Annotated in this window: 25 protein-coding genes and 3 tRNA genes; 12 read left to right on the forward strand and 16 right to left on the reverse strand. The window is 65.3% G+C overall.

Annotated elements, in window-relative coordinates; all coding sequences use genetic code 11:
- Window positions 1-110: 110 nt before the first annotated feature.
- From AC5W54_RS21160 to AC5W54_RS21170, 3 genes are all read right to left on the reverse strand, one after another.
- A complete protein-coding gene (locus AC5W54_RS21160) occupies window positions 111-209 on the reverse strand; it encodes a DUF3185 family protein (protein ID WP_495964083.1) in 99 nt (32 codons plus the stop codon).
- Between the two features lie 181 nt (window positions 210-390).
- On the reverse strand, window positions 391-783 hold the full coding sequence (locus AC5W54_RS21165) for a PRC-barrel domain-containing protein (RefSeq protein WP_495964084.1): 393 nt from the start codon (window positions 781-783) through the stop codon (window positions 391-393).
- On the reverse strand, window positions 780-959 hold the full coding sequence (locus AC5W54_RS21170) for a CsbD family protein (RefSeq protein ID WP_495964085.1): 180 nt from the start codon (window positions 957-959) through the stop codon (window positions 780-782). The genes AC5W54_RS21165 and AC5W54_RS21170 overlap by 4 nt, the downstream gene beginning before the upstream one ends.
- 381 nt (window positions 960-1,340) lie before the next feature.
- Between AC5W54_RS21170 and AC5W54_RS21175 the strand changes: the two genes are divergently transcribed.
- Together AC5W54_RS21175 and AC5W54_RS21180 are read left to right on the forward strand one after the other, a co-directional pair.
- The gene (locus AC5W54_RS21175) at window positions 1,341-1,559 is read left to right on the forward strand and encodes a YMGG-like glycine zipper-containing protein (protein ID WP_495964086.1); all 219 of its coding nucleotides are present in this window, start codon (window positions 1,341-1,343) and stop codon (window positions 1,557-1,559) included.
- A 251-nt stretch (window positions 1,560-1,810) separates the two neighbouring features.
- Window positions 1,811-2,056: a hypothetical protein gene (locus AC5W54_RS21180; RefSeq protein ID WP_495964087.1), complete on the forward strand. Its 246-nt coding sequence runs from the start codon at window positions 1,811-1,813 to the stop codon at window positions 2,054-2,056.
- 42 nt (window positions 2,057-2,098) lie between these two features.
- On the opposite strand, the gene AC5W54_RS21185 is transcribed toward AC5W54_RS21180, so the two are convergent.
- Window positions 2,099-2,821, reverse strand: a complete 723-nt coding sequence (locus AC5W54_RS21185) for a Crp/Fnr family transcriptional regulator (RefSeq protein WP_495964088.1) — start codon at window positions 2,819-2,821, stop codon at window positions 2,099-2,101.
- Window positions 2,822-3,035: 214 nt separating this feature from the next.
- Window positions 3,036-3,755, reverse strand: coding sequence for a Crp/Fnr family transcriptional regulator (locus AC5W54_RS21190; RefSeq protein ID WP_495964089.1), 720 nt, complete (start codon window positions 3,753-3,755; stop codon window positions 3,036-3,038).
- 254 nt (window positions 3,756-4,009) lie between these two features.
- On the opposite strand from AC5W54_RS21190, the gene AC5W54_RS21195 reads away from it, so the two are divergent.
- The 3 genes from AC5W54_RS21195 (at window position 4,010) to AC5W54_RS21205 (ending at window position 6,968) form a co-directional block, all read left to right on the forward strand.
- Window positions 4,010-5,257, forward strand: coding sequence for a diguanylate cyclase domain-containing protein (locus AC5W54_RS21195; protein WP_495964090.1), 1,248 nt, complete (start codon window positions 4,010-4,012; stop codon window positions 5,255-5,257).
- Between the two features lie 155 nt (window positions 5,258-5,412).
- Window positions 5,413-5,547 carry a hypothetical protein gene (locus AC5W54_RS21200; RefSeq protein ID WP_495964091.1) on the forward strand — a complete coding sequence of 45 codons (135 nt, stop codon included), beginning with the start codon at window positions 5,413-5,415 and terminating at the stop codon, window positions 5,545-5,547.
- 92 nt (window positions 5,548-5,639) lie between these two features.
- On the forward strand, window positions 5,640-6,968 hold the full coding sequence (locus tag AC5W54_RS21205) for a peptidoglycan-binding domain-containing protein (RefSeq protein WP_495964092.1): 1,329 nt from the start codon (window positions 5,640-5,642) through the stop codon (window positions 6,966-6,968).
- A 74-nt stretch (window positions 6,969-7,042) separates the two neighbouring features.
- On the opposite strand, the gene AC5W54_RS21210 is transcribed toward AC5W54_RS21205, so the two are convergent.
- The 6 genes from AC5W54_RS21210 to radD form a co-directional block, all read right to left on the reverse strand.
- Window positions 7,043-7,118, reverse strand: a tRNA-Lys gene (locus AC5W54_RS21210).
- Between the two features lie 30 nt (window positions 7,119-7,148).
- Window positions 7,149-7,224 (reverse strand) — tRNA-Lys (locus AC5W54_RS21215).
- 79 nt (window positions 7,225-7,303) lie between these two features.
- Window positions 7,304-8,164: a 23S rRNA pseudouridine(2605) synthase RluB gene (gene rluB / locus AC5W54_RS21220; RefSeq protein ID WP_495964093.1), complete on the reverse strand. Its 861-nt coding sequence runs from the start codon at window positions 8,162-8,164 to the stop codon at window positions 7,304-7,306.
- Window positions 8,161-9,030, reverse strand: coding sequence for an SMC-Scp complex subunit ScpB (gene scpB / locus AC5W54_RS21225; protein ID WP_495964094.1), 870 nt, complete (start codon window positions 9,028-9,030; stop codon window positions 8,161-8,163). Before scpB ends, rluB begins: the two co-directional genes overlap by 4 nt.
- Window positions 9,027-9,956 (reverse strand): segregation and condensation protein A, encoded by a 930-nt coding sequence (locus AC5W54_RS21230; protein WP_495964095.1) that lies wholly within the window; start codon window positions 9,954-9,956, stop codon window positions 9,027-9,029. The genes scpB and AC5W54_RS21230 overlap by 4 nt, the downstream gene beginning before the upstream one ends.
- A 75-nt stretch (window positions 9,957-10,031) precedes the next feature.
- Window positions 10,032-11,819 carry a DNA repair helicase RadD gene (gene radD, locus AC5W54_RS21235; protein ID WP_495964096.1) on the reverse strand — a complete coding sequence of 596 codons (1,788 nt, stop codon included), beginning with the start codon at window positions 11,817-11,819 and terminating at the stop codon, window positions 10,032-10,034.
- Between the two features lie 436 nt (window positions 11,820-12,255).
- On the opposite strand from radD, the gene AC5W54_RS21240 reads away from it, so the two are divergent.
- Window positions 12,256-12,801 (forward strand): hypothetical protein, encoded by a 546-nt coding sequence (locus tag AC5W54_RS21240; RefSeq protein WP_495964097.1) that lies wholly within the window; start codon window positions 12,256-12,258, stop codon window positions 12,799-12,801.
- Window positions 12,802-12,878: 77 nt separating this feature from the next.
- Here the strand turns inward: AC5W54_RS21240 and purL are convergent, their stop codons facing one another.
- Complete coding sequence (gene purL / locus AC5W54_RS21245) at window positions 12,879-16,862, reverse strand: phosphoribosylformylglycinamidine synthase (protein WP_495964098.1); 3,984 nt, start codon at window positions 16,860-16,862, stop codon at window positions 12,879-12,881.
- 155 nt (window positions 16,863-17,017) lie between these two features.
- Between purL and mltF the strand changes: the two genes are divergently transcribed.
- Window positions 17,018-18,481, forward strand: coding sequence for a membrane-bound lytic murein transglycosylase MltF (gene mltF / locus AC5W54_RS21250; protein ID WP_495964099.1), 1,464 nt, complete (start codon window positions 17,018-17,020; stop codon window positions 18,479-18,481).
- Between the two features lie 8 nt (window positions 18,482-18,489).
- Here the strand turns inward: mltF and tadA are convergent, their stop codons facing one another.
- On the reverse strand, window positions 18,490-18,960 hold the full coding sequence (gene tadA / locus AC5W54_RS21255; protein WP_495964100.1) for a tRNA adenosine(34) deaminase TadA: 471 nt from the start codon (window positions 18,958-18,960) through the stop codon (window positions 18,490-18,492).
- Window positions 18,961-19,052: 92 nt separating this feature from the next.
- Between tadA and AC5W54_RS21260 the strand changes: the two genes are divergently transcribed.
- The 5 genes from AC5W54_RS21260 (at window position 19,053) to AC5W54_RS21280 (ending at window position 23,267) form a co-directional block, all read left to right on the forward strand.
- Complete coding sequence (locus AC5W54_RS21260; RefSeq protein ID WP_495964101.1) at window positions 19,053-19,862, forward strand: acyl-CoA thioesterase; 810 nt, start codon at window positions 19,053-19,055, stop codon at window positions 19,860-19,862.
- Between the two features lie 60 nt (window positions 19,863-19,922).
- Window positions 19,923-19,998: transfer RNA gene (locus AC5W54_RS21265), tRNA-Thr, on the forward strand.
- A gap of 302 nt (window positions 19,999-20,300) precedes the next feature.
- Window positions 20,301-21,266 carry a hypothetical protein gene (locus AC5W54_RS21270; protein WP_495964102.1) on the forward strand — a complete coding sequence of 322 codons (966 nt, stop codon included), beginning with the start codon at window positions 20,301-20,303 and terminating at the stop codon, window positions 21,264-21,266.
- Between the two features lie 35 nt (window positions 21,267-21,301).
- A complete protein-coding gene (locus AC5W54_RS21275) occupies window positions 21,302-21,589 on the forward strand; it encodes an STAS-like domain-containing protein (RefSeq protein WP_495964103.1) in 288 nt (95 codons plus the stop codon).
- A 133-nt stretch (window positions 21,590-21,722) separates the two neighbouring features.
- Window positions 21,723-23,267, forward strand: coding sequence for an SNIPE associated domain-containing protein (locus AC5W54_RS21280; RefSeq protein WP_495964104.1), 1,545 nt, complete (start codon window positions 21,723-21,725; stop codon window positions 23,265-23,267).
- A gap of 235 nt (window positions 23,268-23,502) precedes the next feature.
- Here AC5W54_RS21280 and AC5W54_RS21285 read toward each other — a convergent pair whose 3' ends face one another.
- From AC5W54_RS21285 to AC5W54_RS21295, 3 genes are all read right to left on the reverse strand, one after another.
- Window positions 23,503-24,375, reverse strand: coding sequence for a bifunctional nuclease family protein (locus AC5W54_RS21285; RefSeq protein WP_495964105.1), 873 nt, complete (start codon window positions 24,373-24,375; stop codon window positions 23,503-23,505).
- Between the two features lie 163 nt (window positions 24,376-24,538).
- Complete coding sequence (locus tag AC5W54_RS21290) at window positions 24,539-25,816, reverse strand: Y-family DNA polymerase (protein ID WP_495964106.1); 1,278 nt, start codon at window positions 25,814-25,816, stop codon at window positions 24,539-24,541.
- Entirely contained in the window at window positions 25,813-26,265 is a 453-nt protein-coding gene (locus AC5W54_RS21295) for a LexA family protein (protein ID WP_495964107.1), read from the reverse strand. Before AC5W54_RS21295 ends, AC5W54_RS21290 begins: the two co-directional genes overlap by 4 nt.
- Between the last annotated feature and the right edge of the window lie 158 nt (window positions 26,266-26,423).

Genomic DNA, 26,423 nt, shown 5'->3' on the forward strand with positions numbered 1-26,423 from the left:
CGGATAAGCCGGCTGCCAGGAAAAATAGGCCACTTGAGGTGGTCAAAAATCAACCGCTGACGCGCGAAATTTGCCGCGCTGAGCGCTAGAGGCGCTCGGCATCGAATTGATCAGCGGTTCCCTAGGCTTTGGGATGACTGATATGCAAAGAAAAGCAGGATAAACCCCACAACAAGCAACACATAAGCCAGAATTCTATTACTCACCATTTCAATCTCCTTCTGGTGGATGATGGATTATCATTCCTTTGTTCAAGGATGATATCCTGGAGGAAAAGATAGAACTCTCCAACCACGCTTTATCACCATAACACATGGCGTATTCGGTACGGTTGATCCGGATAGGCGGTACTATCCGGACCTTCCTCGCTCAGCTTGTTGAGCAATCCGATCACCGGGTATAGTAGGACTCGACGGTAGAATTCCAAGTGGCGTCAGCCATATCCGGCCATTGATTCTTGTCGAAGCCAGGTGCGTTCTTTAAGTGCTCGACATCTACGTCTAGCATAAAACGCTTGTTCTCCTTGTCCTGCTTCAGGGCCTTCCACGGAACAGCGAACAGGCGATCACCCATGCCCAGAAAACCACCCGACGCCAAGACTGCGTAACGTATCTTTCCTTCAGTTATATCGACCATAACGTCCTGAATCTTACCGAGCTTATCGCCCTGCATGTTACAGACGTCGTCGCCGGTAATGGTAGAGGCACTCAGCAACGTCGACCCGGCCAGAATGTTATCATCGGTGCCGTACCTGGTCTTCTTTTGTGTCATTGAATCGTTCATTTCTCTGCCTTCTTGATATCGCTCTTGATGTCTCCGTACTTGGCTTCAGCCTTGCCGCCAAGCTTTTCGGCTTTACCTTCGTACTCCATGCTTTTGTCGCCAATCACTTTGCCGGCAGCCTCCTTGACCTTCCCCTTCGTCTCGTTCGCACGACCTTTGACTTGATGCTTGTTCATGAATTTATCTCCTGATAATTATTACGCCTGGGCTATGCCTCTCACCATGAACTCATTTAGAGGCAGGGCGAGGCTCCCAATATTTATATAGATGAAGCTCGAGGCATGGTCTGTGCGGTTTCCAACATAGGCGGAGTCATTTTTTCAGACAAGTCTCCGCCTCTCCTACGCCGCGCCATTTCGTCTTCGGACAATAGCACCAGCAGCTGGCTCCCAGGGTCATACTGTGGTTTTTTCTCCTGCGGCGGGGGACTATGTGCGCCACCAAACGGATGACACTCTCGTTCTGCCTTATGCTGAGAATGGCGGTCCGCCGTAGCCGCGCCGCTCCCAGGGTGACTCCCGCTGCGAGCAAGACCTCTTAACCCGAGTGACACCATCATGAAACACATCAAACATCTCATACTCGGCACTGCCTTTTGCTTGGCACTGCTGTCACTCGCCGCCTGCTCCGGCATGTCGGCACAGGACAGGGGCACCGTGGTGGGTGCAGGCGTGGGGGCCGTTGGTGGCTCAGTACTCACCGGCGGCTCTGCTATCGGCACCGTGGGAGGCGCGGCGGTGGGCGGCGTGATCGGCCACGAGATCAGTAAACCGTGATCTTTCGTCAGTCACACCATCGGCGTGCCGAAAAGCACCGCACCGCCATCCCGGTACCAGCTTGTGGACCTGCTTCAAGAAGAGGTCCTGATCGGGGTATGCGGTGCTCCATGTCGCCGCGCGGGCAGTAGCGGTGGCTGCATCGATGGCCTCAGTGTGGTAGCGCACCGACGGCGGCCTGCCGGTCCGCTAGAATTGTTTTACCGATGCTTCACGACATCGTGAAGGCCGGACAGTGACACGAGGTTGCCATGCCATCCCCCATCCAGCACACCCCCCCTCCCACGACTGCATTCAAGAACTTCACGCGCTTGCCCGACCGCGCGCCAGGCGAGCAGCAGCACGGCTATCCCTTCAAGCCGCAACGCTTGCCCGAAGCACCACTTGCGACACTTCCCGACGAGGAGCTCGACGAGCCTGCCAGGCGCGCCGCCGAAGGCGACGATGACCTGATGAACCAGGATATCAACGCGCTCGTCCCCAAGATGCCGTCATGACGTCCCGGCTGGTGCGCCCTTCCCAGGGCGCACCAGCCGATTTCATGGTGCCTCCCCTTCGATGATGACCTGACGGTAGATGCATTGATCGGAGGCATAGCAGCCACAAGCGGCCTCGATCAGACCGGGCCGGTCCAGCACCGTGATATTTCCACGGTGATAGCGGATCAACCGGCGCGTCTGCAGCGCCATGGCGGCCAGGGTGATGCCGGCACGACGCACCCCCAGCATCATGGCCAGAAACTCGTGGGTGAGATGCAGCTGATCCGAGTGCGCACGATCCTGGGTCATCAACAGCCAGCGAGCCAGACGGGCCTCGACCTGATGAAAGTGGGTACATGCTGCCACCCGGGACAGCTGGTGCATCAGCACATAGAGATAGCGCCTCAGCAGCGCCTGAAGCGCAGGGCTCTGCTCCAGGTGACGGCCAAAGACAGCCGCCGGCATGCGCAGTGCCGGCCCGGCGCCCTGCACCAGGGCGTGCCAGGGCGACTCCTCGACCCCCAGGATCAAGGGCATCCCGTACATGCCTTCACTGCCGATCATTGCCACTTCCAGCCGGTCCCCGTCACTCAGATTGGCAATCAGGGAAATGAAGCTGTTGAGGGGAAAATAGACATGCGAGATCCGTCCGCCGGGCTCGGCGAGCACCTCACCGAACACCAGGTCGACGACCTCGCAGCCGGTGAGGAGATGTGCCTTGTCCTGGCGCGGCAAGCTGTCGAGAAGTCGATTGCCGGCGAGGCCAAAATCAACGAGTACCATGTGCACGCTCCTGCGCGAGAAAACTGGAATCGGCACATGACAAATAGCCATGATAACCCGATGTCGGCTGCTAGACAGGAAACGGGCAGCGCTCCTCGCGCAGCAAGGTTTCAAATTAGCATGGCATCGATGGCCCATCTGTACGCTAGGATACCTATCGCCGGAAAGCCTCGCCTCCTCAAGCGAGGGGGGATGCAGCAAGGAGGCGCCTCGTTCACGACTCGTGATGATTGCCCAGCAGTCGTTGGTACTCCTTCTTGACGACCGCATAACATTCACAGACCCGCGCTTCCAGGCCAGGCCTGTCGAGGATGCTGATATGCCCGCGATGGTAGGCAATCAGGCCGGCCCTCTGCAGTTTGCCGGCCGACTCGGTGACACCCTCGCGACGAACGCCAAGCATATTGGCGATCAGTTCCTGGGTCATGATCAGCTCGTTGGTCGGCAAGCGGTCGAGACTCAGCAACAGCCAGCGACACAGCTGCTGATCCAGGCTGTGATGCCGGTTGCATACCGCCGTCTGCGCCATCTGGGTGATCAGGGCCTGGGTGTAACGCAATAACAAGTGCTGAAGCGTTGACGCGCGATCGAATTCGTCCTTCAGCAGCTGCCCCTTGAGGCGATAGGCGCTGCCAGCACTCTGCACGATGGCACGGCTCGGTGTGGTTTCACCGCCCATGAACAGCGAGATGCCGACGATACCCTCGGCCCCGACGACGGCAATTTCTGTCGAATCACCATCTTCCATGACGCACAGTAGCGAGACAATGGAGTCCGTCGGGAAATAGACATGGCGCATCACCTTTCCCGACTCGACCAGCGACTCCCCCAGCGTCAGCTCGACCCGCTCGAGGTGAGGCGCCAAGCGCTGGTATTCATCCCTCGACAGGGCCGCCAGCAAGTGATTCTGACGAGGGTCATGTTGCAGAGCCATGACGGACACTCCCGTACCGGGCAAGCCACCCCCGACCACAGGGTACGAAAAGTGGACTCGTCCGATGGTTCTCGCTGCACTCCCCCACCCGCCGACACAGGCGCAGGATCCGCAGCACATACTGTGTACGCTAGCGCACGGAAGCGGCTCCGTCACGCCACTACGCTCGCTGGATACCGGCCAAGCCCCAAGGCTCAGGTCAGGCAGTGCCGTCCCACCGAGACTCACACGCAGGCGGAACAGGAAACCAACTCATGGGTAGTGCCAACGTTTCTGATGATCCCGTATCCTGTCTCATGGGCTCGAGCGCCGCACCGGGCCACGCCGCTCTTGCCTTTCCCTTGGGCGTGCGGCCCATGGGTAAGGCGCGCTGCCAGGCCGAGTGCATGAAGGATGACTCGATGCGTCAGGGCACTGCCTGGACGCCGCTGCCTTCCGCCTCCTTACGCGCAGAGGAACCGGTGCGGCAAGGACACACCCAGATCCACGCCTCGAGACGGGACGTCTCAGCCGCCCTGGATGCCGAGACGGCATGGACTCGGGTGGCCCTCAACGCCATTGGCGATGCCGTCCTGACCATCGATCTTCACGGTACGGTCACCTACATGAACCGAGTGGCTGAAACCCTGACAGGCTGGTCGGAACCGGAGGCGATCGGCAAGCCACTTTCCCGAGTGTTCCATCGCGTCGATGGCAATACACAGCCAACGAGCATCCCCCCTGGGCAGCGAGCCATCGAGGAGAACAGAACGGTAGGCCTCGCCCTGGATTGCGTGCTCGTCCGCCAGGATGGCAGCAAGCTCGAGATCGAGGATTCAGCGGCGCCCATCCGTGACCGGGAAGGCCGAGTCACCGGCGCCGTGATCGTGTTCCACAACGCCTCTCAGTCACAGGCCATGTTGGAGAAGATGGCCTACCTGGCGCAGCATGATGCGCTCACCGGCCTGCCCAATCGCGCCCTGCTGACGGAACGACTCTCTCGAGCCATTGGCCTGGCCCGACGACACCAACATCTGGTCGCCCTGCTCTATCTTGATCTTGATGCCTTCAAGCCCATCAATGACTCGCTCGGCCATGCCTTGGGTGACAGCCTGCTCCAGGCGGTTGCGGGCCGCCTTCAGGACTGCATGCGCGACATCGACACCGTCTGCCGCCAGGGGGGCGACGAATTCGTGATCCTGCTTGCCGAGATCAGGCAACCCGAAGATGCCACCAAGGTCGCGGAAAAACTGCTTGCCGTCCTGGGCAGGCCGTACCGTATCCATGGTCATGAACTCCTCATCACGCTAAGCATCGGCATCAGCCTCTACCCGGATGATGCCGACGATGTCGATACCCTCATGCACAACGCCGACACGGCCATGTACCACACCAAACGAAATGGCCGAAATGGGCATCAGTGCTTCACGGCTGAGATGAATACCCTGCACATTCACCGAAGGCAGATCGAATCAGGTCTTCACCAGCCCCGCCAGCCGTCGCAATTCGTTTTCGACTTCTAGCCGAAGATCGTTCCACCAGGCATCAGGACGTGAGGCGCCATGTACGCCAGCGCACAGACGGGGGGGCGCCGTTGGCATAGTCTCAACATGGGTGTGGCAAGGGAACAGCCGGTACAGGGAGTTGCGCCACGCGTCGCACGGACTGCGACGCCATCATGACCCGAACCGTCCCGCAGCATCCTGAAGCAGGAAAATGCACCACTGAGGAAAGCTTCATGAACAATATCGTCTATATCGTCGGCGCAGTCGTCATCGTGCTGGTGGTTCTTTCCGTTCTCGGTCTTCGTTGAGACAAGCGACGAGAGAGTCGAGTGGCAAGACAGCACGGTGAAGCCGGGAGGCTGCAGGCCGAAGATGCCACCCCGTTCACTGGAGACGCCCCGTGATCATCCTCAAAGGATTCGTGTTCCTGCTCATTCTGTTCGGTCACATCGCGCTGGCCAATGCCGATGACGGCTACACCGACGCCCTGCAGACCTACGAGCGGCAGGAGTACCGCCAGGCCTTGCCGATGTTCGATCGGCTTGCCACCAGCGGCGACGCCGACGCCCAGTACATGCTGGGGCAAATGCACGAGGCCGGCCAAGGGACGCTCCAGGACTTCGTGGAGGCGCACAAGTGGTACAACCTGGCCGCGGCTCGCGGCCACCGCCATGCCGCCACTGCGCGGGATGCAGTGGCGGCGCGGATGACCGCGCAACAGATCAGCGAGGCCCAACAGGCAGCCCGCGCCTGGCAGCCGAGGGCGACATCGTCGGGGATAGCGCCCGAACCAGCGCCTCCTGTCGAGACCCTGTCGGGCCGACAGCTGGTGGCCGAAGTCCAGCGTGAACTCAACCGGCTCGGCTACGAGGCCGGCCCGGTGGACGGTCTCATGGGAACTCGCAGCCGGAATGCGATTCGCGATTACCAGGGCACGGTGGGCCTGGCCCAGGACGGTCAACCGACGACGGCACTGCTGGCTCGATTACGGCAGACGGGCCGGGAGCCGGCGGCCGCGGAGCCACCCGAGCCGGGGCCGACACCGGCAAGACGGGTCGCCCTGAACGACGCCTTCAGCGACGGCGACTTCCGGCGCGATCCTCCCTGGACCGTGCTCAGCGGACGCTTCACCATCGATGATGGCGGGCTGCGCAGCATCGTGGAGAAACCACAGGTGGCCACCCCCGCCTCACCGACGCTTCGCCCGGAGCGACCGGAGGAGATCGGCCTGGCGATGCTCCAGTTGATCCTCGGACAGGCGGGTGGGCTGACACCAGACGCGGCACCGCCAGCGGCGGAGGTCGAGTTCGGGGACGCGGCCCGGATTTTCGTCCATGCGCCGGTCGACAACGCCTTCAGACTGGAGCTGGAACTGGCCTCCTACCAGTGGCCGGGCAGCCTGGAACTGGGGCTGTTCCAGGGCAACCAGCCCGGTGGAGGCTACCGCCTGGTCTACAATCCAGGCTCACGGCCTGGGCTTAGCCTGGTACGAATGACGGCCGATGGGGGCGAGGTGATCGCCAGCAGCGCGGGCACGCTCGACCTCGAGGATGGCCGCTTCCATATGCTGAGCTGGACCCGCGACGAGAGCGGGAACATGCAAGTCTGGGTGGATGGCCGGCGCGTGCTGCAGGCACAGGATCGGCGCCTGCGCCAAGGCTTCCAGGGCTTCGTGCTGGTGAATCATGGTGGCGATTATAACCTGCGCCGGGTACGGCTGGAGCATTAGGGGATCGATCAACTGGATCCCATAACGACAAAGCGCCCTCGCTTTCTGGAAGCGAGGGCGCTTTGTCGGCAATCTGGTGGGTCGTGTAGGATTCGAACCTACGACCAATTGGTTAAAAGCCAACTGCTCTACCAACTGAGCTAACGACCCGGTGCTTGCGTACAAGCATACAGGCTCGGATGGTGGGTCGTGTAGGATTCGAACCTACGACCAATTGGTTAAAAGCCAACTGCTCTACCAACTGAGCTAACGACCCGTCCGAACGGGTGCAGATACTACTGATCCATCCCCCTGAAGGCAAGCGCTTTTTTGCCTTTGGTCGCAGACATACCGCCTCAGCGGCCGCCGCGATGCCCCTTCGGCTTGCGCATCGCCTGTACCGGCCGGCGCTTGTGCTTGTCGCGGCTCCAGCGATTCTTCTCGTCCGGGGTCAGCTCCGGCACCTTGCGTGCCGGCAAGCCGGCCTGGGCCGCCAGGTCGTCGATCTCGTCCTGGGTCAGCTCCGTCCACTCACCGGCCTTGGCCCGCTTGTCGAGGAAGATGTTGCCGTAGCGGACCCGCTTGAGGCGACTGACGGTGAGCCCCTGGGACTCCCACAGGCGGCGCACCTCGCGGTTGCGGCCCTCCATGATCACCACGTGGAACCAGGTGTTGATGCCCTCGCCGCCGAATTCCTGGACGTCGGTGAAGCGCGCCGGGCCATCCTCGAGCATCACGCCCTCGACCATGGCCACGATCTGCTCCTTGCTCACCTCCCCCATCACGCGCACGGCGTACTCGCGCTCCACCTGGGTGGAGGGGTGCATCAGGCGGTTGGCCAGCTCGCCGTCGGTGGTGAACAGCAGCAGGCCGCTGGTGTTGATGTCGAGGCGGCCAATGGCGATCCAGCGCTCGCCCTTGAGCCGCGGCAGGCGGTCGAAGACGGTGCGCCGCCCTTCCGGGTCCTTGCGGGTACAGAGCTCGCCCTCGGGCTTGTTGTACATGATCACCCGACGCGGCACCTCCTCGGCGCCGCGCAGGGTCACCGGGCGCTCGTCGAAGCTGACCCGGTCGCGCATCTCGATGCGGTCGCCCAGGGTGGCCACCTTGCCGTTGACCTTGACCCGGCCATCGGCGATGGCACTCTCCATCTCGCGGCGCGAGCCCAGCCCGGCACGGGCCAGGACCTTCTGCAGTTTCTCGGTGGTGTTGCTCATCGGTCGTCTGTCTCACTGGATGTGGATTCCGCCCCCGGGGCAGCGTCATCATCGACGCGGCCGCGGGCACGTTCGGACAGGCGGGCCTCGAGATCGGCGAAGCTCAGCCCGGTCCGTTCGGACGCCGTCCCGGCGTGGTCATCGTCGGCCGTCCCGGCCGTCGGATCGAAGTCCTCGGCGGCGGCATCGGCCGGCGCGAGGTCGTCATGATCGGAGGCCTCTCCATCGGCCGTCGTCTGTTCGCCCCCCTCGTCGGGAGGGGCGTCGGCCTGGGCCAGCAGCGCCTCCTGGGGCGGCGGTGGCGCGTCCTCCTCGAAGAGCGGCTCGTCGAATTCCTTGAGCTCGTGCATCGGCGGCAGCTCGTCGAGGGTCTTGAGGCCGAAGTCGTCGAGGAAGCTGCGGGTGGTGGCATAGACCGCCGGTCGCCCCGGCACGTCGCGGTGCCCCACCACCCGGACCCAGCCGCGCTCGAGCAGGGTGCGCATGATCGAGCCGCTCACCGTGACCCCGCGCACCTCCTCGATGTCGCCCCGGGTCACCGGCTGGCGATAGGCGATCAGCGCCAGGGTCTCGAGCAGCGCCCGGGAGTAGCGCTGGGGGCGCTCGTCCCACAGCCGTGAGACCCAGGCCGAGAGCCGCGGGCGGATACGCAGTTGGTAGCCCGAGGCGGTCTCGATCAGCTCCATGGCGCCGCGCTCGTGGCGGATGCCGAGCCGTTCCAGGGCCTCGCGCAGGGCGCGACGCGGCGGCCGCTCGTGATCGTCGAACAGTGCCTCGAGGCGGTCGAGGCCCAGCGGCTCCCCGGCGGCCAGCAGCGCCGCCTCGAGGATCTCGTCCAGGGCATCGGGAAATTCCATGGCAGTCATGCCGGCGCGCTCCCCTCATCGTCCTCGAAGGGGCTCTCGCCGCCCGCGTCAGCCTCCGTCTCGAAGACGTCCTCCTCATCCGCCGCCAGCGCCGCCCGGGCCCGCACATGGATCGGCGACAGCGGGGCGTTCTGCACGATCTCGATCATCGCCTCCTTGGCCAGCTCGAGGATCGCCATGAAGGTCACCACCACCCCCGCCCGGCCCTCCTCCAGGGTGAACAGCGCCTCGAAGGGGGTGAAGTGCTCGTGGTTCAGCCGCTCCATGATCCTGAGCATCCGCTCCCGGGTCGAGAGCACCTCGCGGCTGATCTGGTGCGCCTGGTTGAGCTCGGCGCGGCGCAGGATGCCGGCCAGCGCCCCGAGCAGCTCGTCGAGCTCCACGTCGGGGTGGATCACCCGGGCCTCCAGCGGTGGCAGCGCCGCCCTCGCGGGGAACCAGTCGCGCCCCAGGCGCGGCAGTTCGGCCAGCGCCTCGGCAGCGTTCTTGAGCTGCTCGTACTCCTGCAGCCGGCGGATCAGCTCGGCCCGCGGGTCCTCCTCCTCGTCGTCGCCGCCCTCCTTGGGCGGGCGCGGCAACAGGGTGCGCGACTTGATCTCGGCGAGCATCGCCGCCATCAGCAGATACTCCCCCGCCAGCTCGATCTCCAGCGCCTTCATCAGCTCCACGTATTCGATGTACTGGCGGGTGATGGCGGCCACGTCGATGGCCAGGATGTCGAGGTTCTGGCGGCGGATCAGGTAGAGCAGCAGGTCGAGCGGCCCCTCGAAGGCCTCGAGGAAGACCCGCAGCGCTTCCGGCGGAATGTAGAGGTCCTCCGGCAGCTCGGTGATCGGCTCGTCGAACAGCCGCCCCAGCGCCACGGCCCGCTCGCTGGCCGGAGGCACGATACTCTGGGGGGCTGCTGTCTGGGGGGTCTCGCTCACGCGTGGCCTGGCCTCTCGACGAATCGGCGGATGATCGATCCGTCAGTTTATCAACTCCTCGCCACGGGGGGTAATTCAGCCCGCCTCGACGGCCTTGCGATAGCGCCCCGCATAGTCGAAGAGCTTCTCACGTACCTGCCAGTGGCGGCCCACCTGGCGCCCCACCACGAAGTCCGGGGCGCGCAACCGCCGCTCCCCCTCGATCACCGCCTCCGGTGTGGTCGGCTGCCAGCGCGTACCCGGCGCGCGCAGGTGGTCGCGCAGGAAGGCCGTGGCAAAAGCGCGCCGCTGGGCCGGGGTCTCCAGGGCGAACCACTCGGTGAGCGTCGCCCCATCCTCATCGTGATAGGTCACCCGGAGCCGTGGCAGGCCGCGGCCGTTGACGGTCGCCTCGAGCCGCATGCCGCTGACTCGCAGCACCCGGGCGTCCTTCAGGCACAGCGCCGCCTTGAGCCGATCGTCGGCATCCACCAAGAGGGTCTCGCAGCCGTGGCAGCGCCGGGCGGCGATATCGTTCTCGGCGCCACACTGGTCACAGACCTTGAAACGGTAACGAAAATCACACTGGCGACGCCTGCCCGATGCGTCTTCAACGAGCCCCTGGCAGCGCCGCCCGAAGTGCTCGATGACGATGTCGCCGTCGCACCGCCCCCAGAACAGGTTGGCGTGGCCGCAGGCGGGACACGCGACCTGCACCGGCTCGGTGTCCGAGGCGGGCCTGGGAGCGCCGACCTCCGGCGCATAGAGATCCCAGGGATTGCCGGCGTAGTCGAGGATCAGGCAGTCGGCCTTGCCCGGGGAAGGGCGCAATCCGCGGCCGACGATCTGCTGGTAGAGGCTCACCGACTCGGTGGGCCGCAGGATCGCGATCAGATCCACATGGGGCGCATCGAAGCCGGTGGTGAGTACCGCCACGTTGACCAGGTACTTGAGCTTGCGCGCCTTGAAGGCGGCGATCAGGGCGTCTCGCTCGCGCGAGGGGGTGGCCCCGGTGATCAGCGCGGCCTCGTGCGCCGGCAGATAGCCGAGAATCTCCTCGGCGTGGGCCACGGTAGCGGCGAAGATCATCACCCCCTGGCGCGCATCGGCACGCTCGATGATCTCGGCGATGATGCCCGGCGTCGCACGGCTGCCGGCCACCACCCGGTTGAGCTCCTCCTCGCGGAACAGTCCGCCGGCGGCCGGGCGCAGCCGCGAGAAATCGTAACGTTCCACGGCCGCATCGACGCGCGTCGGTGTCGCCAGGTACCCCTGCTTCACCATCAGCCGCAGCGGCTGCTCGAAGACGCAGTCGCGAAAGAAGCAGTCCGCCTCGCCGCGCACCATGCCGTGATGGTGGCGGTGGTAGATGAAGCCCTGCCCCAGTCGAAAGGGAGTGGCCGTGAGCCCCAGTATCTTCAGCCGCGGATTGCGCCCTCGCAGGTAGTCGATCACCCGGCGGTGACTCGCCTCTTCGTCCGGGGAGACCCGATGGCACTCGTCGATCACCAGCAAGGTGAAATTCCCGTCTCCGAAATCTCCCAGGCGTCTCACCACCGATTGCACCGAGCCGAACACCACCTGGCGGCTGGCCTCCTTGCGGCCGAGGCCGGCGCTGAAGACATCGGCCTCGAGCCCGTAGGCGAGATACTTGGCGTGGTTCTGCGCGACGAGCTCACGCACGTGGGCCAGCACCAGCACCCGCCCCCGGGCGAGGCGCGCCAACTCGGCGATCACCAGCGACTTGCCGCTGCCGGTGGGCAGCACCACCACCGCCGGCTCGTCCGAGCCACGGAAATGCTCCACCACGCGCTCTACCGCCTGCCGTTGATAGGGGCGCAGCGTCGGTGGAGAGACAACCGCGGATGAGGAATCGACAGGCATGGAGAGGCCCCGAGGCGATACGACGCCGCCATCTTAACGGGATGTCGCTCAGGCGTCAGGGCTCGAGTGCGGCACCAGGCCGACCGGGCACCCTCTTGTCGGTAACTTTTCCTGGAGCGCGAGCGAACGGCGTTCGTATTGAAGAGCTTTCATCCGGCAACTTCGGTGTCTGGACTATAGTAGTGAATGGTTCCCTTGGCATTAGACCTACGCTCTGGACGAATGGCCGGCAGTCATCCCCTTCACCTGATATTTCTCATCGCCGAGGAATGACATTACTCAGTGAAGGGAGAGTGCCCCCTGAACGACCATGACCCCGAAAGGAAAGATTGACCCTGAAAGCGTGACGGGCCTCGCTCCCCCGCCGGTCACCCTTGTTCCGCAGGCAGCCATCTGAAGCCTCGATGTCGCCCCTTTCCTGCGAGAGGACACCGCCATGCCGACGACATCCACTACGAGCTCCTCCCCCGTGCTACCCGGCGGCCCGATCCTCTGGCGTGCCGATCAACTGCTGGCCCTTGCCGGCACCCACGAGGTGGCCGAACTCTCCCGCTACCGCCGCCTCGCCTTCAGCTTCCTGACGTTCAATACCGGAATCAGCCGCATGCTGGCCGGCCTGGGTATCGAATGCGAGAAGCGCCTGAAACAACTGACTCATACCGCCCAGCGGCTGGAACTGCCGTACCCGCTCGCGAGCCGCGACCACTACTACGCCAAGCTGCACGCCATGCTGCGAGAAAAGGATGCCGACCCCCACCATTTCATCGGCAGCGAAGACATGGCCATCGAGGCCCTGACCCAGGCCCTGATGGACGCCGAGGTGTCACGGCGCTTCTACGAGCACCTTCGCGAGGCCAGCCACGCCTCCCCCCTTCACGCCCTGCTGGCCACCATCACCCGACAGAAACAGGCGGAACTCGGCGTGCTCGGCGAACGCCTGTCCAGCCGCGATGACCTCACCCAGCCCACGGCCCTGTGCTAGTTTGCCGGTCCCCCTGAACGACGCGAGGCGGCCCCGGGCCGCCTCGCGTCGTTGTGCCGCTCGTCACTGCCGCAGGATCATCCCAGCCACACCCGGGCATTGCGGAACAGCCGCATCCAGGCGCCGTCATGCGTCCACTCGGCGGGGCGCCAGGAGTTGGTCACGGCCCGTGCCACCCGCTCCGGATGCGGCATCATGATGGTGACCCGACCGTCGGGCGTGGTCAGCCCGGTGATGCCGGAAGGCGAGCCATTGGGGTTCGCCGGGTAGTGCGTGGTCACCTGGCCGTAGTTGTCCACGTAACGCAGGGCGATCTGGCTGCTGCCCTGCATCTGGCGCAGGTGGGCGCTGTCGCGGAACTCGGCACGTCCCTCGCCATGGGCCACGGCGATGGGCAACCGCGAGCCCTCCATGCCGGCGAGCAGGATCGACGGGCTCTGCTCCACCTGCACCATGGACACACGGGCCTCGAACTGCTCCGACTCGTTGCGCACGAATCGCGGCCAGTCGTCGGCACCGGGAATCAGTTCCTTGAGCTGGGCGAGCATCTGGCAACCGTTGCACACGCCCAGGGCGAAGCTGTCCTCGCGGCCGAAGAAGGTCGCGAACTGTTCACGGGCCCGGGCATTGAACAGCACCGACTTGGCCCAGCCGCCACCGGCCCCCAGGACGTCTCCGTAGGAGAAGCCGCCACAGGCCACCAGGCCCTTGAACGCCTCGAGGCTCACGCGGCCCTCGAGGATATCGCTCATGTGCACGTCGACCGCCTCGAAGCCGGCACGGTCGAAGGCCCAGGCCATCTCCACCTGGCCGTTGACGCCCTGTTCGCGCAGCACCGCCAGCGCCGGGCGGGTCGTGTTCAGGTAGGGGGCGGCGATATCCTCCTCCACATCGAAGGAGGGGTGCGCCGACAGCCCCGGATCACGACCGTCGAGCAGGCCGTCGAACTCGCTCTTGGCGCTGTCGGGGTTGTCGCGCAGCGCCTGCATCCGATAGCTGGTCTCGGCCCAGGTACGCTGGGTGAGCAGCCGGGTGGTCTCCAGCAGCGGCTCCTCGAACAGGGTCACCCGCACCTGGTCGTCGTAACGCGGGCGGGCGATGACGCCACAGGTCTCGATCCCCGCCGCGGCGAACTGGGCCAGCACCTCCTCGGTGTACCGACGGTTGACCTGGATCACCGCGCCGAGCTCCTCGGCGAACAGCGCATCCACCGCCTGTGACGGCTCGTCGATCAACCAGTCGAGCTTGATCTCGAGTCCGGCGTGGGCGGCGAAGGCCATCTCCAGCAGGGTCACCAGCAGGCCGCCGTCGCTGCGGTCATGGTAGGCGAGCAGCTTGCCGTCGCGATTGAGCCCCTGGATCACGGCGAAGAACGCCTTGAGATCCTCCGGGTCGTCGAGGTCCGGGCACGCGTTTCCCACCTGGCCATAGACCTGGGCCAGCGCCGAGGCCCCCAGGCGGTTGCGGCCACCGCCCAGGTCGATCAGCAGCAGGTCGGACTCGTCCTGCTCCAGGTTGATCTGCGGGGTCAGGGTCTTGAGCGCATCGGTCACCGGCGCAAAGCCGGTGACCACCAGGGAGAGCGGCGAGGTCACGCTCTTCTCCTCGACCTCGCCTGCGCCGCTCGCCGCCTGCCAGGCGGTGCGCATGGACATGGAGTCCTTGCCCACCGGGATGGCGATGCCCAGCGCCGGGCAGAGCTCCATGCCCACGGCGTGCACGGCGTCATACAGCGCCTGGTTCTCGCCGGGATGATCGGCCGCACTCATCCAGTTGGCGGAAAGCTTGATGTCGGAGAGCTTGTCGATGGGCGCGGCGGCCAGGTTGGTGATCGCCTCGGCCACCGCCAGGCGGGCGCTGGCCGCCGGGTCGATCAGCGCCACCGGCGGCCGCTCGCCGATGGCCATGGCCTCGCCGGCGTGGGTGTCGTAGCTGGCCGTGGTCACGGCGACGTCGGCCACCGGTACCTGCCAGGGGCCGACCATCTGGTCGCGGGCCACCTGGCCGGTGATCGAACGATCGCCGATGGTGATCAGGAAGCTCTTGGACGCCACGGCGGGCAGGTGCAGCACCCGATCCATGGCCTCGCGCAGGTCGAGGTTGTCGAGCATCACGCCGGGTAGCTCACCGGTCTCGCGGTGGAACTCGCGCTGCATCCTGGGCGGCTTGCCGAACAGCACGCTCATCGGCAGGTCGACGGGCTTGCTCGCGAAGTGGCCGTCGCGCACCTCGAGGCGATGTGCCTCGAGGGCTTCGCCGACCACCGCATAGGGACAGCGCTCGCGCTTGCAGAGCGCATCGAAGGTCGCGAGGTCTTCCGGGGCCACCGCCAGGACGTAGCGCTCCTGGGCCTCGTTGCACCAGATCTCCAGCGGGCTCATGCCCGGCTCGGCGTTGGGTACGGCACGCAGGTCGAACAGGCCGCCACGTTCGCCGTCCTTGACCAGCTCCGGCAGGGCGTTGGAGAGACCGCCGGCGCCCACGTCATGGATGAAACGGATCGGGTTGGCCTCGCCCAGCGCCCAGCAGCGGTCGATCACCTCCTGGGCACGGCGCTCGATCTCGGGGTTGTCGCGCTGCACCGAGGCGAAATCCAGGTCCTCGCTCGAGGCCCCGGACGCCATGCTCGAGGCCGCGCCGCCGCCCAGCCCGATCAGCATCGCCGGGCCGCCCATCACGATCAGCTTGCCACCAACCGGGATCTCGCCCTTGGCCACATGCCCGGCACGGATGTTGCCATAGCCACCGGCGATCATGATCGGCTTGTGGAAGCCGCGGCGCTCGATGCCGTCCCGCCCCAGGGCATCCTGCTCGTAGCTGCGGAAGTAGCCGGCGAGGTTGGGGCGGCCGAACTCGTTGTTGAAGGCGGCACCGCCGATGGGGCCGTCGAGCATGATCGAGAGTGCCGACTGCATGCGCTCGGGCTTGCCGTAGTCGAAGGCCTCCCAGGGCTGGACGAATTCGGGGATACGCAGGTTGGAGACGGTGAAGCCGGTGAGCCCTGCCTTGGGCTTGCCACCGATGCCGGTGGCGCCCTCGTCGCGGATCTCGCCACCGGCCCCGGTGGCCGCACCGGGATGGGGCGCGATGGCGGTGGGATGGTTATGGGTCTCCACCTTCATCAGGATATGGATCGGCTCTCGGTGGGTACCATAGACGGCCTTCTCGGCCGCCTTGCCGGTCAGCGGCGCGGCGAAGAAGCGCCCCGCCTCGCTGCCCGCGATCACCGCGGCGTTGTCGCTGTAGGCGGAGAGGATGTCCTCGGGAGACGCCTGGTAGGTGTTCTTGATCATCTTGAACAGCGAGTGGCTCTGCACCTCGCCGTCGATCACCCAGTCGGCGTTGAAGATCTTGTGGCGGCAATGCTCGGAGTTGGCCTGGGCAAACATCATCAGCTCGACATCCGAGGGATTGCGCCCCAGCCCCCGGAACGCCTCACACAGGTAATCGATCTCGTCGTCGGCCAGGGCCAGGCCCAGCTCGGCGTTGGCGGTCACCAGCGCCTCGCGCCCCCCCTCGAGAAGGTCGATGCTCCCCAGCGGCGCCGGCTCATGGTGGGCAAAGAGCCTGGCGGCGTCCGAGGGGTCGGCCAGCACGGTCTCGGTCATGCGGTCGTGCAGGGCGGCCTTGATCCCCACGAAGGCCTTCTCCGAGAACATGCCCTTGAGCTTGACCCGGTAGGCGATGCCGCGCTCGATGCGACTCACCTGGGTCAGGCCGCAGTTACGGGCGATATCGGTCGCCTTGGAGGACCAGGGCGACTGGGTGCCGATGCGCGGCACCACCAGAAAGAGATGACCGTCACTGCCACCGGCGGCCTCCCCGTCCTTGACGCCCTCGCCCCGGGAACCCTCGCCCCGAGAACCCTCGCCCCGAGAACCATAGTCCAGTAGCCGCTCCAGCACGGCAAGGTCCTCACCGGCCAGCTCGCCGTCATGGTCGATGAAGTGCACGTAATCGGCATGCAGCGACTCGACGGCGTCAACGGTGTCGCGCAGGGCGGCCAGCAGCTTGGCATGACGGAAAGCGGAAAGGGCGGGCGCGCCTCGCAGTTCGAGCATGTCTTGGAGCCTCTGAAACGGATATCTCTGGGGCCGCGGCCTGCGGCAATGAGCGCACATGATACTGGAAAGCGACGGGCTCGAGAAATCGCGGAGATGACAGTTTGCCCAGCGCTGGTTAAGGTGACGGGTTCCCGTCGCCATCCTGTACCCGAATGCCTGCAGCCCTCGCCGACCACTTCCGGCGCTTAAGGCGTGGCTACGCCGCCTTGGCCGTCGCCCTGCTCCTGGCTCTCCTGCCCGGACGCCACGAGGTGCCCGATGGCCGGCACCTCGAGGAGGTGCTGGCACGTGACTTCATCGGCGTGCACACCCGCAATACCCCCACCACCTACTATCAGGGGCGCCAGGGCCCGACAGGCTTCGAGTACGAACTGATGCGGCGCTTCGCCGACCACCTCGGTGTCAGCTTGACCCTGGATGCCAGCCACCACATCGCCGGCGTGGTCGAGGCGGTGCGCCGGGAAGGCGACCTGGGCGCCGCCGCCCTGCCGCTGGATCCGACGCTGGAGGGCGTGATCTTCAGCCGACCGATCCTCGACCTGCAGCCGCTACTGGTCTATCGCCGGGGGCTACCACCGGTGAAAGCGATCGACGACCTGGGTGGCCTCGTGGTCGCTACCCTGGGCGGTTCCGGCACCGATCGGGTCCTGCGCGACCTGCAGGGCGAACACCCCGAGCTGAGCTGGCAGGAGTCCGCCGACCTGGAGGTCGCCGAGCTCCTCGCCCGAGTGGAGGACGGCACCCTGGACGCCGCCGTGGTCTTCGATCACCAGTTCCGCCTCAACCGGCTATTCTTCCCCGGCGTGGAACGCGGTTTCCTGCTCGGCGAGCCGCTCTCCATGGCCTGGGCCTTCCCCGCCGGGCGCGGCCTGGGGCTGGTGGAGGAGGCCAACCGTTTTCTCGACGAGTTGCGAGCTGCCGGTGCCCTGGATCGGCTGGTGGCCCGCTACTTCGGCCACGACGACTATCTGGAATACGTTGGCGCCCGCACCTTCATCCACCATGTGAACGAACGCCTGCCGACATACACAGAGCTGTTCCGCGAGGCCGCACGTAACACCCACTTCGACTGGAAGCTGCTCGCCGCGCTGGGCTATCAGGAGTCCCACTGGGACCCGGAGGCCACCTCGCCCACCGGGGTGCGGGGGTTGATGATGCTGACCCTGCCCACCGCCAACGAGCTCGACGTCGACGACCGCCTCGATCCGGAACAGAGCATCGCCGGTGGCGCCCGCTATCTGCGCAGCCTGATGGACCGACTCCCCGAGTCGATAATGGGGGACGATCGGCTGTCCATGGCCATGGCCGCCTACAACGTGGGGCTGGGGCACCTGTACGACGCGCGCCGGATCACCGAGCAGCGCGGCGGTGATCCGGATCGCTGGAGCGATGTGCGCGAGGCACTGCCGCTGTTGCAGGAGCGGGAGTGGCACAGCCAGACCCGGCACGGCTATGCCCGCGGCGGCGAGCCGGTGATCTACGTGCGCAACATCCGTCGCTACTACGAGATCCTCACCTACGTCGACCGTAGCCAACAGCAGTTCCACCGCCTCAATGCCCGGCTACCCGACGCGGAGGAGCGTCGTGTGTTCGACCTCGTTCCCGCGATGAGGTAGTACGAGGTTCAGTCGCTCCCCTCGCCGTTTCGCCGCGCCGCGAAGAACGCCTTGAGCAGCCGCGATGCGCGGGCCGCCAGCACCCCGCCCTCCACCTCGACGCGATGGTTGTGCCAGGGCTGGGCGAAGAGGTTGGCCTTCGATTCCACCATGCCGGTGCGGGGCTCGGCGGCACCATAGACCACCCGGGCGAGCCGGGCATGGATGATCGCCCCGGTACACATCAGGCAGGGCTCCAGGGTCACGTAGAGGGTACAACCATCGAGCCGATAGTTGCCCAGACGCTCGCCGGCGTCACGCAGGGCACGGATCTCGGCATGGGCACTGGGGTCATGTCCCGACACCGGGGCATTGAAACCGCACCCCACGACCTCGCCGGCGCCGTCCACCACCACCGCCCCCACCGGCACCTCACCGACAGCCAGCCCCTCGTGGGCCAGTTCCAGGGCCCGGTGCATGTAGAATTCATCACTGCGCATCGGCATCGACTCCGGTAGACTGAACGCCATGAAACGACCGTATGACAGCGTCGGCGAACCTATCCGCCGGCGGCCCCTGGAGGATAGCGACAATGTCTGACGCCCTGAACGCCCTGGTGGACCTGCTCGGCCTGGAAGCCCTCGAAGAGAACCTGTTCCGCGGCACCAGCCAGGATCTCGGCCTGCCTCAGCTGTTCGGCGGCCAGGTGCTCGGCCAGGCGCTGTCGGCCGCCAGCCAGACCGTCGGCCCCGAGCGCCGCGTCCACTCGCTCCATGGCTACTTCCTGCGCCCGGGCGACGCCCATCGCCCGGTAGTCTATCAGGTCGATGCGGTGCGCGACGGCGGCAGCTTCACCACCCGTCGGGTCACCGCCATCCAGAAGGGCCGCCCGATCTTCTTCTGCAGCGCCTCCTTCCATGGCCAGGAAGTCGGCTTCACCCACCAGCCGTCGATGCCCGACGTGGCCTTGCCCGATGCGCTGGAGCACACCGATGCCCGGCTCGAGCGCTTTCCCGGCCACCCCATCGAGTTCCTGCATCTGGGCGACGAGGCCGAGCCGGGGCAACCCGCCCGCAAGCGGCTCTGGTTCCGCCTGGCCGGCGAGTTGCCCGACGACCCGGCACTCAACCGCTACCTGCTCGCCTACAGCTCCGACTTCAACCTCCTGACCACGGCGCTGGTACCTCACGGCATCACCTTCCGGGACCCGTCGCTGCAGATCGCCAGCCTCGACCACGCGCTGTGGTTCCACCACGACGTAAAGGTCAACGACTGGCTGCTCTACGACATGGATAGCCCCTGGGCCGGCGGTGCCCGCGGCTTCTCCCGCGGCAGCATCTACGACCTCCGGGGCCGCCTGGTGGCCTCCACCGCCCAGGAGGGCCTGACACGGCTACGCTGAGGCGCGGCCCTCGCTGCCGCTGGCAATGCCTCGAGGTTACCACTATGATCGCCAACGGATGCCGGTGTAGCTCAGTTGGTAGAGCAGCGCATTCGTAATGCGCAGGTCGGAGGTTCGAGTCCTCTCACCGGCACCAGGATTTCAAGAGGTTGATATAATTGCACATAAGGGATGCACCCACCTTTTCTCGCCACATCCTAAATAGGTGACACACAGCGGCATCACTGCTCCTGCCCTTCCTGCTCGCCCAACTTAGAGTGAACTACCGGTCTCGACAGGCAATACACTGAATAGGTGGCGGGGCCGAGGGTCATCTACCCCGATGTTCTGGAAGGGGCTGTTCGACAGATTCTTCCCATCAACGGCAACTGCCGGAGCTCGGCGTCGCTGTGGAGGCCAAGACATGGCTCAAAGCAATAACAGCCAAAGAGGAAAAGCATGGCAGAACTGGGCGTCATTGCCGCAGTGAAACACCAGGATCGTATCGCCCCGGAGCAGGGTAGCGATCTCATGATTCCTCCCGGATTCCTGGCGCCGGGCTTTATTGCCACCGCCACTTGCCTGGGGTACGCCCGCCAAATCTCAGGGCTGCATTATGCTCAACCTGAAAAGCACCAGGGGCTTTTCGAGGCCATGCAGGTACCTTACGTGCTGACAGGGATAGACAGCTACCGACAGCCTCGCACCAACCAGGGCGTCAACTACAGCCCCGTGCAGATGCTCCAGAACGTCGAGGATGTTGATCGCGCCACCTCGGAGACGACGGGGTGTATCCGGCAGCAGGTTGACGAAATGCCGGGAATCAGTAAGCTCTGCTCGGTCATAGGTGAGCTGCATGACAACGTTCGAGCCCACGCAGAGGGCACCGGTTTTTCCATGTCCCTCCACTGGCACCGATATGGTCGAGAGCCGGTCATCGAGTTCGCGGTAGCAGATTCGGGCAAGGGTTTCCTGCGGGAATGCCGCCGACGGGCGGTCCAGGAAGTCCATGACGACGAGTCGGCCATCCGCTGGTGCCTGACCCCCAGGAACTCAACTAAGGACATCGACCACAACGACTTTGCCCAGCAGCAGCCCGAAGATGCCATGGGCAACCCCTTCGGTGAGGGAGCAGAAACTCGCCGCTGGCATGACGGCAACCACCACCAGGGCTTAGGGCTGGCGCAGCTCATGGAACTGGTGACGGCATATGACGGGCAGCTTTGGATCGCGACAGGCGAAGTGGCGCTGATCTCCAATCCACAGACACGCCGTCACGACACGTTCGGAAACTTTGTTGCAGTGCCACGCTGGCAAGGTGTGACTATCGCATGTAGATTAAAAATCAGCGAGCTTGGTCGACCAGTGGAAGAAGAGCCGCTTACGGAAGACGTTCAGAACCTTCTGGACGACATCTTGTCGTAGGCTCTCACCAAGCCGCATTGAAGGGGAGCAATGCTATGACCAACACTCTGAAATATAAAGGCTCCTTGGCTAATCGCACGACTGCCGCGAAGGAACGAGCCCGAATCGCTGCGCTTGCCGCGCAAGGCGAACAGGTGATCCTCGACTACAGCGAGGTGATTTCGCTGTCCGGGTCCTATGCCGACGAGCTGTTCGGCGTGTTCACTCAGCGCTATGGAGCCCAGGCCCTCAAGACCACCCTCAAGGTGAAGGGCGCCAACCCAGCGGTGGCACGCGCCATCGGTCTGGCGATACAGCATCGAATGCCGGCCAGCGCCGCTTGATCCCAGCCTGGCCCACGCCTAATCCCGACCCGCCCACGAGGCGGGTTTTTTGTAGGTGATCTCTTACATGGCATCGCGGGCAGTTATGGCAAGCTAACCGTTCGATAACATAAGGGAACAAAAGGGGAATGCTATGTCTGAAGGCGCTATCGTCCTGCTGGTGATGCTCGGCCTGATCCTGTCCGGCTGGGTCGTGGCCCTGCTCTACCGGCGCAAGGCCAAGCAGAAGGACCAGGAAATCGACCACATACGCAAGTCCGTCGAGCACCTATGGCAGTACGAGGAAATCCACGACGCCAGCGAACGTGCCCGGGAGCTGGTCAGCCAGGCCGAGGAAGCGGCCCGCCAGACCCGACGCCAAGTAGCCGAGGTCGAGCTACAGGCCCAGCAGGCTGCCGAGCGGCTGCGCCAGGAGGCCGAGCAGGAGAAGCAGCGCATCCTCAGCGAGGGGCGTGCCCAGGGCAAGGAAGCCCGAGAGAAGGCCGATGCCGTGATCGCCCGGGCCGATGAGCGGGCGCGCCAGATCATCGACGATGCGCGCCGGCAGGCGGAAGAGACTGCCGGCAACGCGCTAAAGGCCGTGGAGGACGCCAAGCTCTACGAGCAGACCGCCAAGGCCATGCGCAACATCATCGAGGGCTACCACGACGACTACATCATCCCCAACGCCAGCCTGCTCGATGACCTGGCCGAGGACTTCTCACACAAGGACGCCGGCGAGAAGCTCAAGCAAGCGAGGAAGCACAGCCGTGACATGGCCAAGAACAGTCGCGCCGGCGACTGCGATTACAAGGAGGCGATGCGCCGCGAGTACGCCATCCACTTCGCAGTGGACGCCTTCAACGGCAAGGTCGACTCCATCCTCTCCAAGGTCAAGCACGACAACTACGGCAAGCTGCGCCAGGCAATTCTCGATGCCTTCGCCGTGGTGAACCACAACGGCAAGCCGTTCAAGAATGCCCGCATCACCGACCTCTACCTGCAGGCCCGCCTGGAGGAGCTGAAGTGGGCAGTGGCTGCCATGGAGCTGCGCCGGATCGAGCAGGAAGAGCAACGTGAGATCCGTGAGCAGATGCGCGAGGAGGAAAAGGCCCGCCGCGACATCGAAAAGGCGCTCAAGCAGGCCGAGAAGGAAGAGCGCATGCTGGCCAAAGCCATGGCAGAGGCTCGCAAGCAACTGGAGAGCGCCAACGAAGAGGAACGCATTCAGTTCGAGGCGCGACTGGCTGAGCTCGAGCAGCAGCTGGAAGAAGCCGAGTCACGTGGCCAGCGGGCACTGTCTATGGCCCAGCAGACCAAGCGCGGACACGTCTACATCATCTCGAACATCGGCTCGTTCGGCGAGAACGTGTTCAAGATCGGCATGACTCGCCGGCTCGAACCACTCGACCGCGTGAAGGAGCTGAGTGACGCCAGCGTGCCCTTCTCCTTCGACGTGCACGCCATGATCTACTCGGAGGATGCCCCCGTCTTGGGGCGCGAGTTGCATCGCCAGTTCGCCGAGCATCAGGTCAACCGCATCAATCCACGCAAGGAATTCTTCAAGGTGCCGCTGGCTGAAGTACGCGAAGCCATCGAGGAAGAGGGGCTCGAGGTTCACTGGACCATGGCTGCAGAGGCCTGGGAGTACCGCGAATCCAAAGCACTTGCCGAGCGCCAGCTGCAAGCTGTCTCCTGACTCCCCTACCCCTGACGCAACGAACCTGCCACCGAGACGAGTTTTGTCTTAGAGGTCTTCAGCGGACCCTAGCTTCCGTGGCCACCGGCTTGCGAATGACACGGCGACTATTCCGACACAGGATGCAGTGGTAATGCGCAGGCCGGAGGTTCGAGTCCTCTCACCGGCACCAGAGACACCTTGAGACGACCGCCCGGCACATGCCGGGCGGTCGTCTACGCTTTCAGGGACGGGCTCAGGTCTCGATGCCGGGCTCCGTCGGTGCACGGCGGCGTGGACGGGGCGTCGGCACATCGGTGGAGAGCTCGAGTTCGTGCTCCTCGCCCTCCTGCCAGTAGCGCAGCCGGGCGTCCTCACCTTCGGGGGTGTCGCGCACCAGCTCGAGGAAGTGCATCGGATTCTCGGGCGTCTCGCCATTCACCTCGAGCAGCAGCCCCCCGGGTACCATGCCGGCCGCCTCGGCCGGGCCGCTCACGTCGCTGACCAGCAGGCCCGGCTCGTCCGGCAGCCCGAGGGCCTCGCGCAGGTCGTCGTCGAGCGGGATGACGGTGATGCCGAGCGCCACCACCACCTGGTCGTCGAACCCCTCGTACTCGATCTCGCGCGCGGCGTCCAGGACCTGGGGGGCGACGAGGATGCTCGCCCCGGCAGTGAGCGCCAGGGCGATGGCATCGCTGGGGCGGCTGTCGATGCGAACCGGCTCGTCACGCCCCACCAGACGCAGCTCGAGCATGCCCAGGAAGGTGTTGTCGACGATAGCGTCGACGTAGACCCGCTCCAGACTCACCTCGACGCCAGCGAGCACGTCACCGAGCAATTCGTGGGTCATGGGGCGGCGGGGTCGCTCACCGCTCAGGCCCCGCAGGATGGCGCCGGCTTCCACCGGACCGATGAAGATCGGGATCACCTCACGGGCACCCGGCTCGCGCAGCAGCACCACGGGCACACCGCCCATGCCGGCCATGCCGACGGTGGCGACCTCCACCTCGACCATGTCGTCCGGGTCGGCGGCGAGGTCCCGTGCGGCGACCGGGGACGCGACGGCCAGCAGTATGAGGCACAGCAGAATCAGCAGGTAACGCGACGAAGACAGCGGGACGGGGGACATGGGGGCTCCTCGCTGGCCGCCGGCCCCGACGACTGGACAGGATCGCTCCGACGGCTGAGTGAATACCCTTTCAGGATGGCAGCCCCACCGCCGCTGCGCCATTCGGGCAGCAGCCCTCGCCAGATCGCCCCCATGGCTTCACTCGACCCCTGACGCGGCGTCTTCAGCCGATCCTGACCCTCATCAGCTCGTCCCAGCGGGTGGTATAGCGTGACGTGAGCCGTTCGCAGCGCAGCCTCCAGGGGCTGTCCTCGCGCGGCAGGCCGAAGCGGACGGTGTCGCGCCCCATCTCGCGATTGAGCCGGTCGACCGTCGCCATCAACCGCTGACTGCGGCTGCGTTCGGCCTGGCTCCGGGACTCCTCCAGCAGTGAAAGCTGGCGTCTCTGGCCGTCCACCAGGTCGAGCAGCATGACGCCGCACTTCTGGTAGCGATACCCTTCACGCAGGATCACCGCGAGCCCGCGTCCGGCGGCCTCGAGCAGGTCGCGGCTGTCGGCAGTCGGCCATGCCAGCGGCACCACCACGCTATTGCAGTATTGGGCCCCCTCCGTCGAAAAGGGGCTGGTGCGCAGGAACACCTGCACGGCACGCGCCAGGCTCCCCTGGCGACGCAGCTTCTCGGCCGCCCGGGTGGCGTGCTGGCGCACCGCCGCCTGCAGGTCACCGGGTTCGCCGGTCGGGCGCCCGAAGGAGCGCGACACCAGGATGCGCTGGCGCGGTTCGGCCAGGTCGTCGAGCGCGATGGCCGGGTGACCACGCAGCTCCCAGACGATCCGCTCCATCACCACCGAGAAGGCCCGGCGGATGCGCTGGGGATTCGCTCGACGCAGCTGCCAGGCCGTGTCGATGCCCATCAACGCCAGCCGCTCACCGGTTCGGCGCGCCACGCCCCACAGCTCGGTCACCGGCAACCGTTCGAGCACCCGTCGCGTCACACCGCCGTCGGCCTCGAGCCGACAGACCCCCTCATGGGCCGGCTGCCGCTTGGCCTGGCGGTTGGCCACCTTGGCCAGCACCCGGGTCGGCGCCACCCCCACGCAGACCGGCAGACCGGTATCGCGGCGCACCGTCTCACGCAGGCGCTGGCCATGCGCCTCGAGGCCATCCGGCGCGACACCGGTGAAGTCCACGAAACTCTCGTCGATGGAATAGGGCTCCACGTCCGGCGAGAACTCGGCGAGGATCGCATTCACCCGACGCGACATGTCACCGTAGAGCGCATAATTGCTCGACAGCAGCACCGTCTGGCGGCGAATGGCCGGTGGCAACAGGTGCAGGGGCGCCCCCATGGCCACCCCCAGCACCTTGAGCTCTCGGGAGCGCGCCACCACGCAGCCGTCGTTGTTGGAGAGCACGCCCACCGGCAGCCCCTCGAGGCGTGGGGCGAAGGCGCGTTCGCAGCTGACGTAGAAGTCGTTGACGTCGACCAGGGCGATCACGGCGTCGCCCCCGGCAGGGCGTGGACCACATGGGTCACCACGCCCCACACCTGGCATTCGCGCCCCTCCAGCGGAATCGGGGCGAACCGCGGGTTGCTGGCCAGCAGCACGGTGCGCCCGCCGAGGCACGCCAGTCGCTTGACGGTGGGCTCGCCGTCGACGGCGATGATGACCACCCGCCCGGGCCGCGGCTCGAGGCTGCGATCCACCACCAGCAGGTCACCGTCGTGGATGCCGTCGCCGAGCATGGAGTCGCCCTCGGCGCGCACGAAGTAGGTCGAGGCCGGCCGGCGCACCACATGGGCGTGCAGGTCGATCTCCACGTCCAGGTGGTCATCCGCGGGGCTGGGGAAACCGGCCCGCACCCGACACCCCATCAGCGGTTGCGCCTCGCCCCCGGCGCCCAGGGCAGCACGGCCGATCACCCCCACTCGAGAAGCGAACGACATGGGCACCTCCCGAAAGACAACTGTATCCACATGGCTATGTTGGTATCTGCTGTTGGCGTGCTTCAAAAATACTGTATAAACTACTGTATATCCAGTTTCCCCTGGAGTACACCATGAAGCGCGCAGACCTCAAAACTCTCGAGCAGACCCTGGCTCGC

Source organism: Halomonas sp. LMYGS-3 (genome assembly GCF_059509875.1).

Excerpts from the sequence above, each read along its gene's own strand:
- AC5W54_RS21160 (WP_495964083.1), bottom strand. The coding sequence starts at position 209 with ATGGTGAGTAATAGAATTCTGGCTTATGTGTTGCTTGTTGTGGGGTTT.
- AC5W54_RS21165 (WP_495964084.1), bottom strand. The coding sequence starts at position 783 with ATGAACGATTCAATGACACAAAAGAAGACCAGGTACGGCACCGATGAT.
- AC5W54_RS21170 (WP_495964085.1), bottom strand. The coding sequence starts at position 959 with ATGAACAAGCATCAAGTCAAAGGTCGTGCGAACGAGACGAAGGGGAAG.
- AC5W54_RS21175 (WP_495964086.1), top strand. The coding sequence starts at position 1,341 with ATGAAACACATCAAACATCTCATACTCGGCACTGCCTTTTGCTTGGCA.
- AC5W54_RS21180 (WP_495964087.1), top strand. The coding sequence starts at position 1,811 with ATGCCATCCCCCATCCAGCACACCCCCCCTCCCACGACTGCATTCAAG.
- AC5W54_RS21185 (WP_495964088.1), bottom strand. The coding sequence starts at position 2,821 with ATGGTACTCGTTGATTTTGGCCTCGCCGGCAATCGACTTCTCGACAGC.
- AC5W54_RS21190 (WP_495964089.1), bottom strand. The coding sequence starts at position 3,755 with ATGGCTCTGCAACATGACCCTCGTCAGAATCACTTGCTGGCGGCCCTG.
- AC5W54_RS21195 (WP_495964090.1), top strand. The coding sequence starts at position 4,010 with ATGGGTAGTGCCAACGTTTCTGATGATCCCGTATCCTGTCTCATGGGC.
- AC5W54_RS21200 (WP_495964091.1), top strand. The coding sequence starts at position 5,413 with ATGACCCGAACCGTCCCGCAGCATCCTGAAGCAGGAAAATGCACCACT.
- rluB (WP_495964093.1), bottom strand. The coding sequence starts at position 8,164 with ATGAGCAACACCACCGAGAAACTGCAGAAGGTCCTGGCCCGTGCCGGG.
- scpB (WP_495964094.1), bottom strand. The coding sequence starts at position 9,030 with ATGACTGCCATGGAATTTCCCGATGCCCTGGACGAGATCCTCGAGGCG.
- radD (WP_495964096.1), bottom strand. The coding sequence starts at position 11,819 with ATGCCTGTCGATTCCTCATCCGCGGTTGTCTCTCCACCGACGCTGCGC.
- AC5W54_RS21240 (WP_495964097.1), top strand. The coding sequence starts at position 12,256 with ATGCCGACGACATCCACTACGAGCTCCTCCCCCGTGCTACCCGGCGGC.
- purL (WP_495964098.1), bottom strand. The coding sequence starts at position 16,862 with ATGCTCGAACTGCGAGGCGCGCCCGCCCTTTCCGCTTTCCGTCATGCC.
- mltF (WP_495964099.1), top strand. The coding sequence starts at position 17,018 with ATGCCTGCAGCCCTCGCCGACCACTTCCGGCGCTTAAGGCGTGGCTAC.
- tadA (WP_495964100.1), bottom strand. The coding sequence starts at position 18,960 with ATGCGCAGTGATGAATTCTACATGCACCGGGCCCTGGAACTGGCCCAC.
- AC5W54_RS21260 (WP_495964101.1), top strand. The coding sequence starts at position 19,053 with ATGTCTGACGCCCTGAACGCCCTGGTGGACCTGCTCGGCCTGGAAGCC.
- AC5W54_RS21270 (WP_495964102.1), top strand. The coding sequence starts at position 20,301 with ATGGCAGAACTGGGCGTCATTGCCGCAGTGAAACACCAGGATCGTATC.
- AC5W54_RS21275 (WP_495964103.1), top strand. The coding sequence starts at position 21,302 with ATGACCAACACTCTGAAATATAAAGGCTCCTTGGCTAATCGCACGACT.
- AC5W54_RS21280 (WP_495964104.1), top strand. The coding sequence starts at position 21,723 with ATGTCTGAAGGCGCTATCGTCCTGCTGGTGATGCTCGGCCTGATCCTG.
- AC5W54_RS21285 (WP_495964105.1), bottom strand. The coding sequence starts at position 24,375 with ATGTCCCCCGTCCCGCTGTCTTCGTCGCGTTACCTGCTGATTCTGCTG.
- AC5W54_RS21295 (WP_495964107.1), bottom strand. The coding sequence starts at position 26,265 with ATGTCGTTCGCTTCTCGAGTGGGGGTGATCGGCCGTGCTGCCCTGGGC.